This is a genomic window from Streptomyces sp. NPDC055966 (genome assembly GCF_042269865.1).
In the GTDB taxonomy this organism is placed as follows: Bacteria; Actinomycetota; Actinomycetes; order Streptomycetales; family Streptomycetaceae; genus Streptomyces.
This window is the reverse complement of record NZ_JBHJYK010000020.1, coordinates 30,283-46,234: the sequence shown is the minus strand read 5'-3', so window position 1 is coordinate 46,234 and position 15,952 is coordinate 30,283. Positions and strand designations below refer to the sequence as shown.

The following is a 15,952-nucleotide window of genomic DNA, read 5'->3' as shown; positions in this document are numbered from 1 at the left end:
AGCGGGAGGGACGGGTTCCGATAGCCTCGGACCGTGACGGAACAGCAGGGGCAGCACTCGCATTCGCACGCGCACCAGTTCGAGCGTGGCACGGACGGGCCGAAGGTCATCGTGGTCGGTGTGGACGGCTCCGACTCCTCGATGCGCGCCGCGTCGTACGCGGGCGGGCTCGCCCGGCGTCAGCACGCGCTGCTGGCCGTGGTGTACGTGCAGCCGGTCCTCGCGGCCGGGGCGGCGCTGGGGGCGCCGGTGGCGGAGACGACCGACGAGATCGCCGAGGACCTGGTGGCGCAGATCCGGGAGGCGGCGGAGCGGGTCAAGGGGATATTCGAGGTGCGCTGGGAGTTCCACACCTTCCGCGGCGACCCCTACACCGGCCTGGTGAAGGCGGCCGACGAACTGAAGGCGGACGCGGTGGTCGTCGGCGCCTCGGAACAGGCCGGGCACCGGATCATCGGCTCGGTGGCGGTCCGCCTGGTGAAGGCCGGCCGCTGGCCGGTGACGGTCGTCCCGTAGACCGAGCCGAACGCCACGGGGCCCTGTGCCCGGACCGGTGCGTACCGCCGGCGGTCCCTGCGGGACGGTGTCGGGGCCGGTTCGGCAAGGGCCTCGCCGGCACCAGGCCGAGTGGCGCGCGGATGCGAGCCGCACGGCCTGGCGGAGCGGCGCCGAGAACGGGCGCGAACACACCGGCACGGGCGATCAGCCGAGCCGCTGCCACCGTCCCCACACGCGGACGCCGGTGAGCCCGAGCGGGCCGACGGCGCGGGGTACGGCGACGGTGGGGCGGCCGGGAGGCGGTGGCTCGGCGGGGGGCGGCGCGGCGAGGGGTCGCTGTCGTGGTGGGAAGGGCGGGTGGCGGTCTCCGGGGCACCCGCCCCCTGCCCGACGCAGTCGTGCGTGGTGTCTTCCGTACGGGTCGCGGCTGAGCCATCATGATCCGCCGTCAGCCGTTTGCCGTCGGCGAAGAGGTGAGGCTCATGGACAGGCTCCGCGCGGGTGAAGGAATTCTCCGCCGCAAACCCATCGAGCACATCGAGGACACGGAGGTCCGGGAGGGACCGCGGCTGGACCGGTCGCTCGGGCTGTGGCAGCTCACCGCGATCGGCGTGGGCGGCATCATCGGCGCCGGCATCTTCACCCTGGCCGGTACGGTGGCCAACGGCACGGCCGGCCCCGCGGTGCTGGTGTCGTTCCTGATCGCCGGTGTGGCGAGCGCGTGCGCGGCGCTGTCGTACGCCGAGTTCGCCGGGCTGATCCCGAAGGCGGGCTCGGCGTACACCTACGGCTACGCGGTGCTCGGCGAGTTCGCGGGCTGGTTCATCGGCTGGGACCTGCTGCTGGAGTACACCGCGATCGTGGCGGTCGTCGCGATCGGCATCTCGGGCTACTTCAGCTTCCTGGTCGGGGAGACGGGCGCGCATCTGCCGCACTGGATGCTGGGCGCGCCCGGCACCGGGGACGGGCACCGGGTCGACCTGTTCGCCGCGATCCTGTGCCTGCTGATCGCCTGGCTGCTGAACCTGGGCATCCGCAGCGCGGCCCGCTTCGAGACCCTCGGCGTCGGGCTGAAGGTGCTGGTGGTGCTGCTGGTGATCGCGGTGGGCTTCTTCCACATCGACACCGCGAACTACCACCCGTTCTTCCCGTACGGCATCGGCGGCGCCTTCACCGGCGCGGCCACGGTGTTCTTCGCCGTGTTCGGCTACGACGCCATGTCGACGGCGGCCGAGGAGTCGAAGGACGCGCAGCGGCACATGCCGAAGGCGATCCTCTACTCGCTGGCGATCTCGATGGTGCTGTACGTGGCGGCCTGCCTGGTGCTGACCGGCATGCAGAACTACCGGCACATCAACAAGGAGAGCGGCTTCGCGACCGCGTTCAAGTCGGTGGGTCTGGACCGGCTGGCGGACGTGATCGCGGTGGGCGCCATCATCGGCATCCTCACCGTGATGTTCACGTTCATGCTGGGCGTGACCCGGGTGTGGTTCTCCATGTCCCGCGACGGGCTGCTGCCGAAGTGGTTCGCCAAGACCCACCCGACCCGGCATGTGCCGACCCGGGTGACCTGGATCGTCGGGGCGGGCTCGGCGGCCATCGCCGGGTTCGTGCCGATCGGCTCGGCCGCCGAGCTGACCAACATCGGCATCCTGCTGGCGTTCGTCGTCGTGTGCACGGCCGTGATCGTGCTGCGCTACCGGCAGCCGGAGCTGCCGCGCACCTTCCGCACCCCGGGGATGCCGGTGGTGCCCGCGCTGGGCGTGGTCTTCTCGATCTGGCTGATCACGTATCTGCAGTGGGAGACCTGGGTGCGGTTCGCGGTGTGGTTCGTGATCGGGTGCGTCATCTACTTCGGCTACTCCTACCGGCGCTCGGCGCTGGCCGGGCAGCCGTCCGCCGGGGGAACGACGCGCTGATCACTCCCCCATGGTCAGTCCGTCCTCGCCGGCGCCGCGGCTGAGCACCACGTCCCGGATGCGGTCGCGCACCGCCTCCAGCCGGGCGCCGTGGGCGATGGCCCGGTTCACGTCGAGCACGCGCCCGGAGTCGAGGTCGTACCACTGCGGGACGAACTCGGCCCTGGTGACCCGCCAGCGACCGCCGGGCCGGGCGGGCGGGGCGAAGGTGAAGCGGCCGAGGGTGGACGCGTTGCCGCGCGGGCTCCGGATCCCCCCGCGGTCGGCCAGCTCGCCGGCGATCTGTTCGCCCATGCCGTAGATCACCCAGGTGCCGTTGACCTTCTCGTAGGCCTGCGGGTCATGGGGGTGGGTGCCGAGGATCAGGTCGATGTCCGGGCGTCCGGCGGTGGCGGAGGCGGTGAGCCGCCGGGCGAGGCCGCGCTGCTGCACGCTCGGCTCGCGCTGCCACTCGGTGCCCCAGTGCACGGAGACCACGACGACGTCGGCGCCGGCCCGCCGGGCGGCGCGGGCGTCGGCGATCATCCGCCGCTCGTCGATCACGTTGACCGCCCAGGGCTCGCCGGCCGGCCGCGGGCGGCCTTCGGTGCCGACGGTGTACGACAGGTGCGCGACCCTGGCCGGGCCGGCCCTCAGGAGCGTGACCGCGCGGGCCTCGGCCGCGCTGCGGGCGGTGCCGACGTGTTTCAGCCCGGCCGCGTCCATGGCGTCCAGGGTGCGCCGGACGCCGGCGGGGCCGTCGTCCAGGGCGTGGCTGGAGGCGGTGGAGCAGCCGGCGTAGCCGGCCGCGGCGAGGCCCCGGGCGAGCTGCGGCGGCGACGCGAAGACGGGGTAGCCGGAGTAGTGGCCGTCGGCACCGAAGGCGGTGTCCATGTGACACAGCGCCAGGTCCGCGCGGGAGAGGGCGGGTTCGGTCTCGGTGAGCATGGGCCCGAAGTAGTAGCCGCGCCCGGCGGCGTAGTAGGCCGCCTGGTCGATGACGGAGGTGTGCGGCAGGATGTCCCCGGAGGCGACGAGCGTGAAGCCGCGGCCGAGGGAACGGGCGGAGCCGGCCGGGGCGGGGTGCCCGGACTCCTGCCGTAGGTGGTTCGCGCCGGCGGCCGCGGCCGTGAGGGCGGCGGTGAGGGCCAGGGCCACCAGGTGTCTGCGTCCGAACATCAGCTCACCCCATAAAATCGTATTTACTGACTATCCATCACCTTCCTATGGGTACGGAGTCGGCTCCGCGGATAAACGGACCAGGGCCCTGCTTAGCCCATCCGGTTCCCCGCGCAGGCCGCCCGTCCGACCGTTCGCCGACGCGATCGACCGCCCGTCGCACGGCCCTGCCCGCCCCCTGTCCCCCGGCCGCGCGCCGCGCTGGCATACGGCCATGACGGCCGCATCCCCGCTCACCCACCGGCCGGCCGCACCGGCCCGTGGGACGACGACCGCCGAACACGAACTGGCCGCGCTCCAGCGCGAGCACGGCGGCCCCCTGTTCGCCCTGCTGCTCCGGCTCTGCGACGGGGACCGGCAGCGCGCCGAGGACCTCGTCCAGGAGACCCTGGTGCGCGCCTGGCAGCATCCGGAGGCCCTGCACGCCGACGACTTCGACTCGGTACGGCCCTGGCTGCTGACCGTCGCCCGGCGGCTCGCGATCGACGCCCGGCGGGCCCGGCAGGCACGACCGCCCGAGGACGGCGGCGAGGTCCCCGAGACCGCCCGGGTGACCGCCGATCATGCCGAACGGGCCGCGCAGATGCTCGATGTGCGCGAAGCTGTGAAGACACTCACGCCGGAGCACCGTGACGTCCTCGTACTGGTGTATTTCCTCGGGGCCAGTGTGGCGGAAGCGGCGCAGACCCTGGGCGTACCACCCGGTACCGTGAAATCTCGCGCGTTCTACGCGCTGCGCGCGCTGCGCCGGGTCCTGCCGGGTTACGCGGCCGACCTGCACTGAAACCGGAGGCCGGGTCAAACCTCGGTAAAGCGCCTTGCTGAGCCCCCCATCGGGGCAATGGGCTGTCCTCATCCGCGTTTCCGGGCGGGCCGGGGCTCCGCCCCGACGGGGCCGGGCCACGCGCACGCACCGAAGGAAGGGCAGGAAGGGATGCTGCACAGAGGGCACGAGAGCACGGACGGCACCGACGGCGGTGAACTGGCCGTTCCCATGGCCTGGTTGTACGCCGAGTACATCGCCGACGAGCTGCTGCGCACCGGCGACCTCATGCCGCCGACGTCCTTCGAGTTCCGGGCCGGCCGGGACGCGCTGGCGCTGACCGTCTTCCTCTCCGACACCGACGGGGAGCTGTCCGGCATCCGCGTGATCTCCCAGCTGGAGACCTGGCTGTCGCTGACGGCGTACGACCAGCAGTGGCAGGAGTGGGTGCGCACGCGCATGGCCGAGCTGACCGCCCGGGCCGAGGGGACCGGCACCCGCTCGCCCGACCTCGCCCTCGCGGCTCAGGCCTGGCGCTGGCTGGAGGAGACCGAGCTGCTCGCACCGGACCTGGACGCGGTGCCGGGCGGCCCGGGGGCGCTCGGCGAGGACGACGGGCCGAAGGTGTGGACCGCGGCCTGGCGGCTCGGGCTGCCGCTCGGGCACCTGGCGATCCACCTGTTCTGACTTTTTTGGAAACCGGACCAATCCGGGGACCGGGCCGCTCCGAATCTCCTCTCCGGGATTCTGCGGGTGGCTTGAGTGATTCGGCTGTCGGCTGCGTACGGGTGGGAGCACGGAGTAACCCCACCCGCACCCATCGGCACGAGGATTCGGCATGAGGTCCCAGGAAAGGCATCGCGACGTCGGCGCGTACGCGCTCGGCGTGCTGAACGAGGCGGACGCCTTCCGCTTCGAGGACCACCTCATGGAGTGCCCTCAGTGCGCGGCACAGGTGACCGAATTCGGCCCTGCCGCACGGCAGTTGATGCTGTACCGCCGGGCCACGCCGCGCTTTGTGCACCCCATGACGCAGCCCGGACCCCGGCTGCTGGAGCGACTGCTCGGCGAGGTCGCGCGCCGGCAGCGGGTACGCCGCCGCCGCTTCCTGTACGGCCTGGCCGCCTCCGTGGTGCTGGCCACGGCCGGCTCCGGGCTCATGGCCTTCACCGCCCATGACGAGCCGGCCGCCCGTGCCACCGCGGCGACCGATCCGAAGACCGGGGTGTGGGCCGAGGTCACGGCCGACGACGAGGACTCCGGCAGCCGGCTGCTGCTGAAGGTCAAGGACCGCACCGGCCCGCGCACCTGCCGGTTCGTGATCGTCGGCCGGGACGGCTCCGAACAGGTCGCCGGCACCTGGACCCAGTCCGGGCCGGCCGCCGGCACCTTCACCGCGCTCGGGTCCTCCCCGCTGCACCCGGACCAGATCGCCCGCTACGACGTCCGCACCACCGACGGCCAGTCCCTGGTGAGCCTCAAGGCGCCGCAGGACTGAGGCGCCTTGAGGGCCGGGGCGGCACGGGACTCACTTCAGCAACCGGGACAGCCTGCGGTCCGCCAGCGGCTTGCCGCCCGTCTGGCAGGTCGGGCAGTACTGGAGCGAGGAGTCGCTGAAGGAGACCTCGCGGACGGTGTCCCCGCACACCGGGCAGGGCTCGCCGGTACGGCCGTGGACGCGCAGCCCGCTCTTCTTCTCGGCCTTCAGGCGCCCGGCGGCAAGGCCCCGGGACCGCTCGACCGCCTCGGTGAGCGTGGTGCGCAGGGCCCCGTAGAGGTGGCGGGTCTCCTCCGGGGTGAGGGAGGAGGCGAGCTTGAACGGGGACATCTTCGCGGCGTGCAGGATCTCGTCGCTGTAGGCGTTGCCGACGCCCGCGATCAGGGACTGGTCGCGCAGGGCGCCCTTCAGCTGCCGCCGTTCGCCCGTGAGCAGGGCGGCGAAGCGCGCCTCGTCGAAGCCGTCGGCGAGCGGGTCGGGGCCGAGCCGGGCGATGCCCCCGACCTCGTGCGGGTCGCGCACGACGTACACCGCGAGGCGCTTTTGGGTGCCGGCCTCGGTGAGGTCGAAGCCCTCGCCGGTCTCCAGCGCGACGCGCAGCGCGAGCGGGCCCTTGCCCGGCTTGGGCGGACCGTCGGGGAGCCGGTCCCGCCACTGGAGCCAGCCCGCGCGGGCCAGATGGGTGACGAGGTGCAGGCCGGAGCTCCCCACGAGGTCGAGGAACTTCCCGTGCCGGTGCACGGCGGTGATCCGGCTGCCCTCGAACGCGCCGACCGGTGGGTCGTACGTCTTCAGGACGCTGACGGCGACGGGCAGCACCCGCACGACCTCGTGGCCGACCAGGTGCTCGGTCAGGAAGTCCCTGAGCGCTTCCACTTCGGGCAGTTCCGGCATACGTCCAGGGTGCCATCCGGGGCTCGTGGGATCACATGTGCGCGGGCATCCGGAACTCGCACCACACCGCCTTGCCGCTGCCGCGTGCCTCCACGCCCCAGCTGTCGGCGAGCCGGTCCACGAGGAGCAGCCCTCGGCCGCAGACGCCGTCCTCGCCCGCGTCGCGGCGCCGTGGCAGGGCGCTGGAGGAGTCCTCGACCTCGATGCGCAGCCGGTGGTCTCCGTCGTCCAGCGCCCGCAGGGTGACGATCGCGGAGCCCTCGGTGTGCAGCAGGGCGTTGGTGATCAGCTCGTCGGCGGCCAGCTCGATCTCGTCGGACCGGTCCCGGACGCCCCAGGCGCGCACCGCGGCGCGGATCATGTGCCGGGCCTGGGCCAGCGCCTCCGGGCAGCCGGGGGCCACGTGCTGCTGGAGCCGCCCGCCGGCCCTCGGTGCCTCCGGGACGCGGCGGCGCAGCAGGAGCAGCGCCACGTCGTCGTCGCCGCCGCGCTCCTCGGCCAGACGGATCAGCCGGTCGGCGAGGTCCCGCACGTCGTCCGGGCCCTCGCCGACGAGTCGGACGAGGCCGCGCATGCCGTCGTCGAGGTCGGCGCCGGGCCGCTCGACGAGGCCGTCGGTGCACAGCAGCAGGGTGTGCCCGGGGCCGAGTTCGAGGGTGGTGACGGAATACTCCAGCCGGCCGAACTCGGCGGACAGGCCGAGCGGCAGCCCGCCCTGGACCGGGACCCGGCGGCAGCTGCCGTCGCCGTCCCGGATCAGCGGGTCGATGTGCCCGGCGCGGACGACCTGGACGACGCCGGTGGCGAGGTCGGCCTCGGCGTACAGGCAGGTGGCGAAGCGGTCGGTGTCGAGTTCGTGCAGGAAGACCGAGGCGCGGGCCATCACGGTGGCCGGGGTGTGTCCCTCGGCGGCGTAGGCGCGCAGCACGATGCGCAGCTGGCCCATGACGGCCGCCGCGTGCGTGTCGTGCCCCTGGACGTCGCCGATGACCGCGCCGACCCGTCCTCCGGGCAGCGGGATCAGGTCGTACCAGTCGCCGCCGATGTCCCGGCCGAGGGCGCCCCCGGCGGTGGCGGCACGGTAGCGCACGGCGATGTCGGCGCCGCGCACGCTGGGGATGGTGCGCGGCAGCATGGCCTGCTGGAGGCTCTGGGCGAGGTCCTTCTCCTGCTCGTAGAGCATGGCCCGCTGGAGGCTCTGCGCGATGCTGCTGCCGAGGGCGACCAGGACGGCGCGCTCCTCGGCGGAGAAGCCGCGCCGGTCGTCGTAGAGCAGACCCATCGCGCCGATGGGGCGGGCCTGGGCGATCAGCGGCAGATAGGCGGCCGAGGTGATGTGCAGGTCGGTGAGGTGCGGCCAGAGGATCGGGTAGCCCTCGGCGAACTCCTCGGGGGACTCGATGAACCGCGGCTGCAGCGTGCGCACGACCTCGCTCATCGGGTACGGCTCGTCGATGCGGTTCACCTTGTCGGCCGGGACGAAGCTGCCGACGGGAGCCTCGGCGACGAGCCGTATCCGGCCCGCCTCCACCAGCCCCATCACGAGGCTGGCCGCGCCGAGCCGGCGGATGCCGTGGGTGTCCTTGAGGACGTCGATGACGTCCCGGACGGTGCGGGCGTGGGCGAGGGCGGCGGAGACGGCCTGGACGACACCGGCCTGCTGGCGGAACGCCTCGTCCTGGGCGGCGCGCAGGCTGCGGGCGGAGCTGTCGGCGAGTTCCTCGGTGGCGTCGCGGACGATGCCGACGACCCGGCGCGGGCGGCCGGTGGCGTCGCGGCGGATGTAGCCCTGGGTGCGGGTCCAGCGCCTGGTGCCGTCGCGGCGGCGGATGCGGAAGTAGGCGCCGTAGTTCTCGCTGCCGTCCTTGATGGCCCGGGCGACCACCGCGTCCAGCCGGGCGGCCTCCGGCGGCGGCACCCGGACGGCGAGCGACTCGGGGCGCCCGTCGTACTCCTCGGGCAGCAGGTCGAACACCTCGTGGGCCTGGGCGTCCATGTGGAACAGGCCCGTGTCCAAGTCCCAGTCGAACGTCCCCATGCGGTTGAGCGCCAGAATCGGGTCCGGGTGGGCGGGCCAGTCCTCCGGGAGTGACAGGGCACGCGCTCCCCGATCAGCCATGGGGACACCTTGCCAGCATTTACCGGATTCCTCGACCTGATCGGAGAGCTTTCGGGGCCTGTTCGGGCGGAGCGTGCCGCCGCTCACGCGCCGGGGCCGCCGGGCGGGTCGTCGTCGTGCCGCGGGTCGGGGTCGTCGGGTGTGTCCAGGGTGAGGCCGAGGGACGGCGAGGGCTGCGGGCTGACCAGCCCGGGGGCCGCGGTGGCCGGGCGGGTGGGCGCCCCGGTGCTCGACGGGGAACCGGGCAGCAGACCGTACGACGGTGCGCCGACCGTCGGAGCGGTGCCGTCGTGGTCGGGGTCGGCCGGGGGCAGCGCGGTGGCCGAGGAGGCGGGGGCGGGGACGATCCGGTCGTGGGTGACGTCGCGGCCGATCCGGCGTGCGATCCAGGTGCGTGTCAGGACGTCGACGATCGTGATGCTGGTGACCGCGCGAGGGGCCGGGGTCACGGCGACGACCTGGTCCGGCCGGTAGTCGGGCCAGGCGAGGCCGCGGGCGCCGATGCCGCCGTGCCCCGGGGCGGGCGGCCCCAGCGGGTTGCCGCAGGCGCAGCGCAGCCGGGGCATGCCCCGGTCGTCGACGAGGACGGCGGTGCCGGCCTGGAGCACGGCCTGGTAGGCGGCGGCCTGCCCGTCGCGGTAGCCGTGCCCGGTGACCCGGGTGTCGGCGCGCAGCAGGACCGGGGCGAGGCCGCGCAGATAGCCGGGGAGGGCCGCCGCGGAGATCCCCTGCGCGCGGGCGAAGGCCCCGGCGCGGTCCCGGTCGGCCCTGAGATAGGCGATCTGCCGTTCGATGTCGCAGCCGGAGACGCGCGCGGTGCCGCCGTAGAGGCCGGGGGTCGCCCCGGACAGCGAGCGCACCGCCCGCAGGGGCAGGACGGCGAGCACGGCGGGCAGCACCGGCTGGGGGATCGTGGCTGCGGCCGGACCGGTGACGCTCGCACCGGGGACGGTCGGCGCGGCGGGCACGGCGGGGACGACGACGGCGGGTGCGCGTGCGGGTGGGGCGGGAACGGCGCTCACCCCCGGGTCGGCACCGCCCGCACCCGCGGACGCGCTCGGACGGCCGCTGCCCGCGCCGGGAGACGTGGCCGGGCCGGCGGTCCCCGGCCGGGCCGGGGGGATCGGTTCGGTGACCGTGGAGGCGGTGAAGGGGTCGGGACCCTGGGCGGCGGCGGGCTGGAGGTAGACCTCCACGCCCACCTGGGCCACCTTGTCGCCCGGGCGGACGCAGCCCGCCATGACGAGCATGGCCGAGAGCGCCAGGGCCGTGACGATGGATCCGGCGGGTATCCGCACCGTACACTCCGCATCACTGTGGGTGACTTCCCTCTATTGTCTGCCTTGCACCCGTTTGGCTGGCAACTCGGGGGCGGTCATGATGGAGACGGCCCGCGGTGTGGCCGCGACGAAGGGCGCGCAGCCGTGAACTGGTTCACCGCTCCCGACTACGGGATGAGCCGGCTGGTCCTCCAGCGGGCTCTGGCCGGGCTGTACCTCGTCGCCTTCCTGACGGCGGCCCGGCAGTTCCGCGCCCTGCTGGGCGAGCGGGGCATGCTGCCGATCCCCCGCTTCGTGGCGCGGGCGCCGTTCCGGCAGGCGCCCGGCTTGTTCCAACTGCACTACTCGGACCGCTTCTTCGCGGGCTGGGCCTGGACGGGCTGCGCCGTGTCCGCGGCCCTGCTGGCCGGGGCGGACTCCCTGCTGCCGCTCTGGGCCGGGATCCTGCTGTGGCTGGTGCCCTGGACGCTGTATCTGTCGATCGTCAACGTGGGCCAGACCTGGTACGCGTTCGGCTGGGAGTCGCTGCTGCTGGAGACGGGGTTCCTGGCCGCGTTCCTCGGCAACGACGCGGTGGCGCCGCCGGTCGTGGTGCTGTTCCTGCTGCGCTGGATCCTGTTCCGGGTGGAGTTCGGCGCCGGGCTGATCAAGATGCGGGGCGACGCCTGCTGGCGGAAGCTGACCTGCCTCTACTACCACCACGAGACCCAGCCGATGCCGGGCCCGCTGAGCTGGTTCTTCCACCACCTGCCGAAGCCCCTGCACCGGGCCGAGGTCGCCGCGAACCACGTCACCCAACTGGTCGTCCCGGTGCTGCTGTTCACCCCGCAGCCGGTCGCCTCGGCCGCCGCCGCGCTGATGATCGTCACCCAGCTGTGGCTGGTGCTGTCCGGCAACTTCTCCTGGCTGAACTGGATCACCATCGTGCTGGCCCTGTCGGCGCTCCGGCTCCCCGGCTCTCCGCCGTCCGCGCCCCCGGCTCCGCTCTGGTACGAGATCGTGGTGCTCGCGCTCGCCGCGCTGCTGCTCTTCCTGAGCTACCACCCGGTGACGAACATGATCTCGCGCCGCCAGGTCATGAACCGCTCCTTCGACCCGCTGCACCTGGTGAACACCTACGGCGCGTTCGGCAGCGTCAGCCGGATCCGTTACGAGGTGGTCGTCGAGGGCACGCTGGACGACGCACTGAGCGAGGACGCGGACTGGCGGGAGTACGAGTTCCGGGGCAAGCCCGGGGACGTGCGGCACTGGCCGCGCCAGTTCGCGCCCTACCATCTGCGGCTGGACTGGCTGATGTGGTTCGCGGCGCTGTCCCCCGCCTACGCGGGCGACTGGTTCGGCGCTCTGGTGGAGCGGCTGCTGGAGAACGACCGCGACACCCTGCGGCTGCTGCGCCGCTCCCCGTTCCCGCCGGACACCCCGCCCCGCTTCGTCCGGGCCCGTCTCTTCCGCTACCGCTACACCACGTGGCGGGAGCTGCGGGAGACGGGCGCGTGCTGGGAGCGGACGTATGTGCGCGAGTACCTGCCGCCCGTCCGGCTGGCCGAACCGGCTCAGAGGCCGTAGACGCGCCGGGCCGTGCCCTCGAACACGGCCGCGCGCTCCCTCGCACCGAACCCTGCGGTCAATTCCCTTGCCGATTCCAGTACTTGGGCGTAGGTCGCCGACTGTGTGCACACCGGCCAGTCCGAGCCGTACATCACGCGCTCCGGCCCGAAGGCCGCCAGGGCGGTCTCGGCGTACGGGCGCAGGTCTGCCACGGTCCAGGTGGCGGGGTCGGCCTCGGTGACCAGGCCGGAGAGTTTGCAGAAGGTGTTGGGCAGGGCCGCGAGGGCGCGCAGGTGCGTGGCCCAGGGTTCGAGGGCGCCGGAGGCGATGGGCGGCTTGCCCACGTGGTCGAGGACGAAGGTGAGTCCGGGAGCCGACCGGGCGGCCTCGACGCAGGCCGGGAGCTGGTGGGGCAGGACGACGAGGTCATGGACGAGACCGGCGTCCGCGAGCGCGGCCAGGCCCCGGCGTACGTCCGGGCGCAGCAGCCACCGCGGGTCGGGTTCGCCCTGCACCTGGTGCCGGATGCCCTTCAGGTGGGCGCCGCCCGGGAACCGCCGCAGCCGGGCCAGTTCGTCGGCGATGTCCGGGCGGGTCAGGTCGGTCCAGCCGACGACCCCGGCGATCAGGTCGTGGCGGTCGGCCAGGGCCAGGAGCTCGGGGGTCTCCTCGGGCACGGTGACCGTCTGGACGAGGACGGTGCGGGTGACTCCGGCGGCGCTCGCCTCGGGTTCGAGGTCGGTGAGGGCGAAGTCCCGCCGCAGCGGGCTGTGTTCGGGGATCCAGTCCTGGTCCCGCACCGAGAGGTCCCAGAGGTGGTGGTGGGCGTCGACGGTCACGGCAGCTCCCGGACGACGGGCAGCCCGGCGTCGGCGCCGCCCCGGGAGTAGTCGTGCGCGACGTCGAGCAGTTCGGCCATGCGGGCCTGCCAGGCCACGTTGACGGGCAGCTGCTCCAGTTCGGCGAGCAGCCGGGCGCAGTCCTCGCATTCCAGCAGATGGAACAGGTCGGTCCCTCCCCCACGCTCGGCTTCGCTCGCGCGGGGGGACCCCCACCGCCAGATCGTCCACGAGGTGGCACCGGCGGCGCGGATGGCGGCGGTGAGCTCCTTCGGGACCTCGCGGTGGGCGGCCTCGTAGTCGGCGATCCGGTCACCGCGGACCTTGGTGTGCAGGGCGACTCTCATGACGGGCCCTCCTCTCGGGGCAGCATGCCGGACTCCCGCAGCTCCGCCCAGAGCGCGGCGGGCACGTCGGCGGCGAACTGGTCGGCGCAGTCGTGCACTTCGGCCGCCGAGCGGGCGCCGACCAGGACGGAGGCGACGGCCGGGTGGGCGCCGGAGAAGGCGAGCGCGGCGGCCCGCAGGGTGGTGCCGTGCCGCTCGGCGACCGCCTTCAGGCGCCGGGCGCGCGCCAGCAGCTCGCCGGGCACCTGGGTGTAGTCGTACGTGGCTGTCGGCCTCGGGTCGGCCAGCAGGCCCGAGTTGAAGACGCCGCCGAGAACGGCCGACACCCCGCGCTCGGCGGCCAGCGGGAGGAGTCCGGTGCCGGCGCTCTGGTCGAGCAGCGTGTACCGGCCCGCGCACAGGACCACGTCCACGTCGGTGTCGCGGACGAACCGGGTGAGCATCTCCGTCTGGTTCATGCCCGCGCCGATCGCGCCCACCATGCCCTCGGCGCGCAGCTTCTCCAGGGCCGGGTAGCCCTCGCGGAAGGCCTGTTCGGCGTGGTCGTCGGGGTCGTGCAGATAGACGACGTCGACGCGGTCCAGGCCGAGGCGCGTCAGGCTCGCCTCCAGGGAGCGGCGGACGCCGTCGGCGCTGAAGTCCCACACGCGGCGGTGGGTCGCGGGGACGGCGAAGCCGCTCGCGAGGTCGTCGCCGGTGGCGTCGGAGGGTTCGAGGAGCCGGCCGGCCTTGGTGGAGAGGGTGTAGTGGGTACGGTCGTACGCCCGCAGGGCCGCGCCGAGGCGGCGTTCGGACAGGCCGAGGCCGTAGTGCGGGGCCGTGTCGAAGTACCGGATGCCCCGCTGCCAGGCGGCCGTCACGGCCTGTTCCGCCTGCTCGTCGTCCAGCGGGGTGAAGAGGTTGCCGAGCGGCGCGGCACCGAGGCCGAGCGGGGTGACCGCGACGCCGCTGCGGCCCAGCGTGTTCACTGTCCCGCCGGGCGCAGCCGCAGGCCCTGCATGCCGCCGTCGACGGCGAGCGCGGTGCCGGTGGTGGCGCCGGACAGGGGGCCGGCCAAGTAGGCGATGGCGCCCGCGACTTCGGCAGTGGAGACGAGGCGGCCGGTGGGCTGGCGGGCCGCCAGGGCGGCGCGCTCGGCGGCCGGGTCGGGGGCGGCGTCCAGCAGCCTTCCGACCCATGGGGTGTCCACCGTACCGGGGTTGACGCAGTTGACGCGGATGCCCTCGCGGACGTGGTCGGCGGCCATGGCGAGGGTCAGGGAGTACACGGCGCCCTTGGTGGCGCTGTACAGGGCGCGTTGCGGGAGTCCGGCGGTGGCCGCGATGGAGCAGGTGTTGACGATCGCGGCGTGGGAGGAGCCGCGCAGATGCGGCAGGGCGGCGCGGGCGGTGCGCACCATGCCGAGGACGTTGACGTCGAAGACGCGGTGCCACTCGGTGTCGTCGTTGTCCTCGACCGTGCCCTGGGCGCCGATGCCGGCGTTGTTGACCAGGACGTCCAGCCCGCCGAGGTCCTCGGCGGCGCGCTCGACCGCGGTGCGCACCGAGGTGTCGTCGGTGACGTCGGCGCGGTACGCCAGGAGCGGCTTGTCGACGCCGGTGAGGTCCCGGTCGAGGACGGCGACCTGGGCGCCGCGGGCGGCGAGGAGGTCGGCGGTGGCCCGGCCGATGCCGGAGGCGCCGCCCGTGACCAGGGCCCTCAGACCCGCGAAGTCGCTCATGCGGCCTGTCCCTTCTGGGTGTCGGGGTCGGCGGCCCAGTAGGTGCCGCCGGGGTACGTGTAGCGTGCGACGGACTCCGGGCGCAGGGCGGCCGAGAAGCCGGGCCCGGTGGGCGCCGTGTAGTGGCCGTCGCGGATGACGACCGGGGTGACGAAGTGCTCGTGCAGGTGGTCGACGTACTCGACGACCCGGTCGTCGGTGGTGCCCGAGACGGCCAGGTAGTCGAACATCGAGAGGTGCTGGACGAGTTCGCACAGTCCGACGCCGCCCGCGTGCGGGCAGACGGGCACGCCGAACCTGGCGGCGAGCAGCAGGATCGCGAGGTTCTCGTTGACGCCGGCGACGCGCGCCGCGTCGATCTGGACGATGTCGAGGGCGCCGGCCTGGAGCAGCTGCTTGAACATGATCCGGTTGTGGACGTGTTCGCCGGTGGCGACCTTCACCGGCGCCACGGCGCGGCGGATCGCGGCGTGGCCGAGGACGTCGTCCGGGCTGGTGGGCTCCTCGATCCAGTACGGGCGGAACTCGGCGAGGGCCCGGGTCCAGCGGATCGCCTCGTCCACGTTCCAGCGCTGGTTGGCGTCGACGGCGAGCCGGATGTCGGGTCCGATCGCGGCGCGGGCGACCCGGCAGCGCCGGATGTCGTCGTCGAGGTCGGCGCCGACCTTCAGCTTGATCTGGGTGAAGCCGTCGGCGACGGCCTGCGCGGCGAGCCGGCCGAGCTTGTCGTCGTCGTAGCCGAGCCAGCCCGGGGAGGTGGTGTAGGCGGGAAAGCCGCGCTCCAGCAGCCTCGCCCGGCGCTCCGCGGCGCCTTCTCTCCCTCTTCTGAGCAGGTCGAGGGCCTCGTCGGGGGTGAGGGCGTCGGTGAGGTAGCGGAAGTCGATCTGGGCGACCAGCCATTCGGGCTCGGCGTCGGCGAGCAGTTGCCACAGCGGTTTGCCGGCCCGGCGGGCGGCGAGGTCCCAGACGGCGTTGACGACGGCCCCGACCGCCATGTGCATCACGCCCTTCTCGGGGCCGAGCCAGCGCAGCTGGCTGTCGCCGATCAGGTCCCGGAAGAGCGAGCCCGGGTCGGCGCACAGCTCGGCCACGTCCCGGCCGAGCACATGGTCGCGCAGCGCGTCGATCGCGGCGACCTGGACGTCGTTGCCCCGCCCGATGGTGAAGACGAATCCGTGTCCCTCGATCCCGTCGGCGGCGTCGGTGCGCAGCACGACGTAGGCCGCCGAGTAGTCGGGGTCCGGGTTCATCGCGTCGGAGCCGTCCAGCTCGCGCGAGGTGGGGAAGCGGATGTCGTGGGTGTCGACCGCGGTGACGCGGGCGGGGGCCTGGGACACTGAAGTCCTTTCGGTCGTCGGATGCGTGACGG

Annotated in this window: 15 protein-coding genes; 6 read left to right on the top strand and 9 right to left on the bottom strand. The window is 73.5% G+C overall.

Annotated elements, in window-relative coordinates:
• Positions 1-33: 33 nt before the first annotated feature.
• A complete protein-coding gene (locus ACFC8N_RS35090) occupies positions 34-516 on the top strand; it encodes a universal stress protein (RefSeq protein ID WP_356033952.1) in 483 nt (160 codons plus the stop codon).
• A 464-nt stretch (positions 517-980) separates the two neighbouring features.
• Positions 981-2,417, top strand: coding sequence for an amino acid permease (locus ACFC8N_RS35085; protein ID WP_376292864.1), 1,437 nt, complete (start codon positions 981-983; stop codon positions 2,415-2,417).
• On the opposite strand, the gene ACFC8N_RS35080 is transcribed toward ACFC8N_RS35085, so the two are convergent.
• Positions 2,418-3,575 carry a CapA family protein gene (locus ACFC8N_RS35080; RefSeq protein ID WP_376292862.1) on the bottom strand — a complete coding sequence of 386 codons (1,158 nt, stop codon included), beginning with the start codon at positions 3,573-3,575 and terminating at the stop codon, positions 2,418-2,420.
• A 214-nt stretch (positions 3,576-3,789) separates the two neighbouring features.
• Between ACFC8N_RS35080 and ACFC8N_RS35075 the strand changes: the two genes are divergently transcribed.
• From ACFC8N_RS35075 to ACFC8N_RS35065, 3 genes are all read left to right on the top strand, one after another.
• Positions 3,790-4,359, top strand: a complete 570-nt coding sequence (locus ACFC8N_RS35075) for a sigma-70 family RNA polymerase sigma factor (protein ID WP_356033943.1) — start codon at positions 3,790-3,792, stop codon at positions 4,357-4,359.
• 150 nt (positions 4,360-4,509) lie between these two features.
• Positions 4,510-5,025 (top strand): hypothetical protein, encoded by a 516-nt coding sequence (locus ACFC8N_RS35070; protein ID WP_356033940.1) that lies wholly within the window; start codon positions 4,510-4,512, stop codon positions 5,023-5,025.
• Between the two features lie 151 nt (positions 5,026-5,176).
• A complete protein-coding gene (locus ACFC8N_RS35065) occupies positions 5,177-5,836 on the top strand; it encodes a zf-HC2 domain-containing protein (protein ID WP_376292859.1) in 660 nt (219 codons plus the stop codon).
• Between the two features lie 30 nt (positions 5,837-5,866).
• Here ACFC8N_RS35065 and ACFC8N_RS35060 read toward each other — a convergent pair whose 3' ends face one another.
• The 3 genes from ACFC8N_RS35060 to ACFC8N_RS35050 all read right to left on the bottom strand — a co-directional run bounded on the left by ACFC8N_RS35060 (position 5,867) and on the right by ACFC8N_RS35050 (position 10,147).
• Positions 5,867-6,730 (bottom strand): Fpg/Nei family DNA glycosylase, encoded by an 864-nt coding sequence (locus ACFC8N_RS35060; protein ID WP_376292857.1) that lies wholly within the window; start codon positions 6,728-6,730, stop codon positions 5,867-5,869.
• Positions 6,731-6,761: 31 nt separating this feature from the next.
• Complete coding sequence (locus ACFC8N_RS35055; RefSeq protein WP_376292854.1) at positions 6,762-8,849, bottom strand: SpoIIE family protein phosphatase; 2,088 nt, start codon at positions 8,847-8,849, stop codon at positions 6,762-6,764.
• Positions 8,850-8,932: 83 nt separating this feature from the next.
• A complete protein-coding gene (locus ACFC8N_RS35050; RefSeq protein ID WP_376292852.1) occupies positions 8,933-10,147 on the bottom strand; it encodes a DUF6777 domain-containing protein in 1,215 nt (404 codons plus the stop codon).
• A gap of 126 nt (positions 10,148-10,273) precedes the next feature.
• Here ACFC8N_RS35050 and ACFC8N_RS35045 point away from each other — a divergent pair, with 126 nt between their 5' ends.
• Positions 10,274-11,695, top strand: a complete 1,422-nt coding sequence (locus ACFC8N_RS35045; protein ID WP_376292849.1) for a lipase maturation factor family protein — start codon at positions 10,274-10,276, stop codon at positions 11,693-11,695.
• Here the strand turns inward: ACFC8N_RS35045 and ACFC8N_RS35040 are convergent.
• The 5 genes from ACFC8N_RS35040 to ACFC8N_RS35020 are packed head-to-tail and all read right to left on the bottom strand — an operon-like array spanning position 11,683 to position 15,920.
• Positions 11,683-12,516, bottom strand: a complete 834-nt coding sequence (locus tag ACFC8N_RS35040) for an amidohydrolase family protein (protein ID WP_376292847.1) — start codon at positions 12,514-12,516, stop codon at positions 11,683-11,685. The two genes, ACFC8N_RS35045 and ACFC8N_RS35040, sit on opposite strands and share 13 nt — an antisense overlap.
• On the bottom strand, positions 12,513-12,863 hold the full coding sequence (locus ACFC8N_RS35035) for an L-rhamnose mutarotase (RefSeq protein ID WP_376292846.1): 351 nt from the start codon (positions 12,861-12,863) through the stop codon (positions 12,513-12,515). The genes ACFC8N_RS35040 and ACFC8N_RS35035 overlap by 4 nt, the downstream gene beginning before the upstream one ends.
• Positions 12,860-13,831: an aldo/keto reductase gene (locus ACFC8N_RS35030; protein ID WP_376292843.1), complete on the bottom strand. Its 972-nt coding sequence runs from the start codon at positions 13,829-13,831 to the stop codon at positions 12,860-12,862. The genes ACFC8N_RS35035 and ACFC8N_RS35030 overlap by 4 nt, the downstream gene beginning before the upstream one ends.
• Positions 13,828-14,583 (bottom strand): SDR family NAD(P)-dependent oxidoreductase, encoded by a 756-nt coding sequence (locus ACFC8N_RS35025; RefSeq protein ID WP_376292841.1) that lies wholly within the window; start codon positions 14,581-14,583, stop codon positions 13,828-13,830. The genes ACFC8N_RS35030 and ACFC8N_RS35025 overlap by 4 nt, the downstream gene beginning before the upstream one ends.
• On the bottom strand, positions 14,580-15,920 hold the full coding sequence (locus ACFC8N_RS35020; protein WP_362819369.1) for an L-fuconate dehydratase: 1,341 nt from the start codon (positions 15,918-15,920) through the stop codon (positions 14,580-14,582). Before ACFC8N_RS35020 ends, ACFC8N_RS35025 begins: the two co-directional genes overlap by 4 nt.
• Positions 15,921-15,952: the final 32 nt, after the last annotated feature.

Bases quoted from the DNA above. Each gene is read 5' to 3' on its own strand.
- ACFC8N_RS35085 (WP_376292864.1), top strand. From the start codon at position 981: ATGGACAGGCTCCGCGCGGGTGAAGGAATTCTCCGCCGCAAACCCATC.
- ACFC8N_RS35080 (WP_376292862.1), bottom strand. From the start codon at position 3,575: ATGTTCGGACGCAGACACCTGGTGGCCCTGGCCCTCACCGCCGCCCTC.
- ACFC8N_RS35075 (WP_356033943.1), top strand. From the start codon at position 3,790: ATGACGGCCGCATCCCCGCTCACCCACCGGCCGGCCGCACCGGCCCGT.
- ACFC8N_RS35070 (WP_356033940.1), top strand. From the start codon at position 4,510: ATGCTGCACAGAGGGCACGAGAGCACGGACGGCACCGACGGCGGTGAA.
- ACFC8N_RS35065 (WP_376292859.1), top strand. From the start codon at position 5,177: ATGAGGTCCCAGGAAAGGCATCGCGACGTCGGCGCGTACGCGCTCGGC.
- ACFC8N_RS35060 (WP_376292857.1), bottom strand. From the start codon at position 6,730: ATGCCGGAACTGCCCGAAGTGGAAGCGCTCAGGGACTTCCTGACCGAG.
- ACFC8N_RS35055 (WP_376292854.1), bottom strand. From the start codon at position 8,849: ATGGCTGATCGGGGAGCGCGTGCCCTGTCACTCCCGGAGGACTGGCCC.
- ACFC8N_RS35035 (WP_376292846.1), bottom strand. From the start codon at position 12,863: ATGAGAGTCGCCCTGCACACCAAGGTCCGCGGTGACCGGATCGCCGAC.
- ACFC8N_RS35025 (WP_376292841.1), bottom strand. From the start codon at position 14,583: ATGAGCGACTTCGCGGGTCTGAGGGCCCTGGTCACGGGCGGCGCCTCC.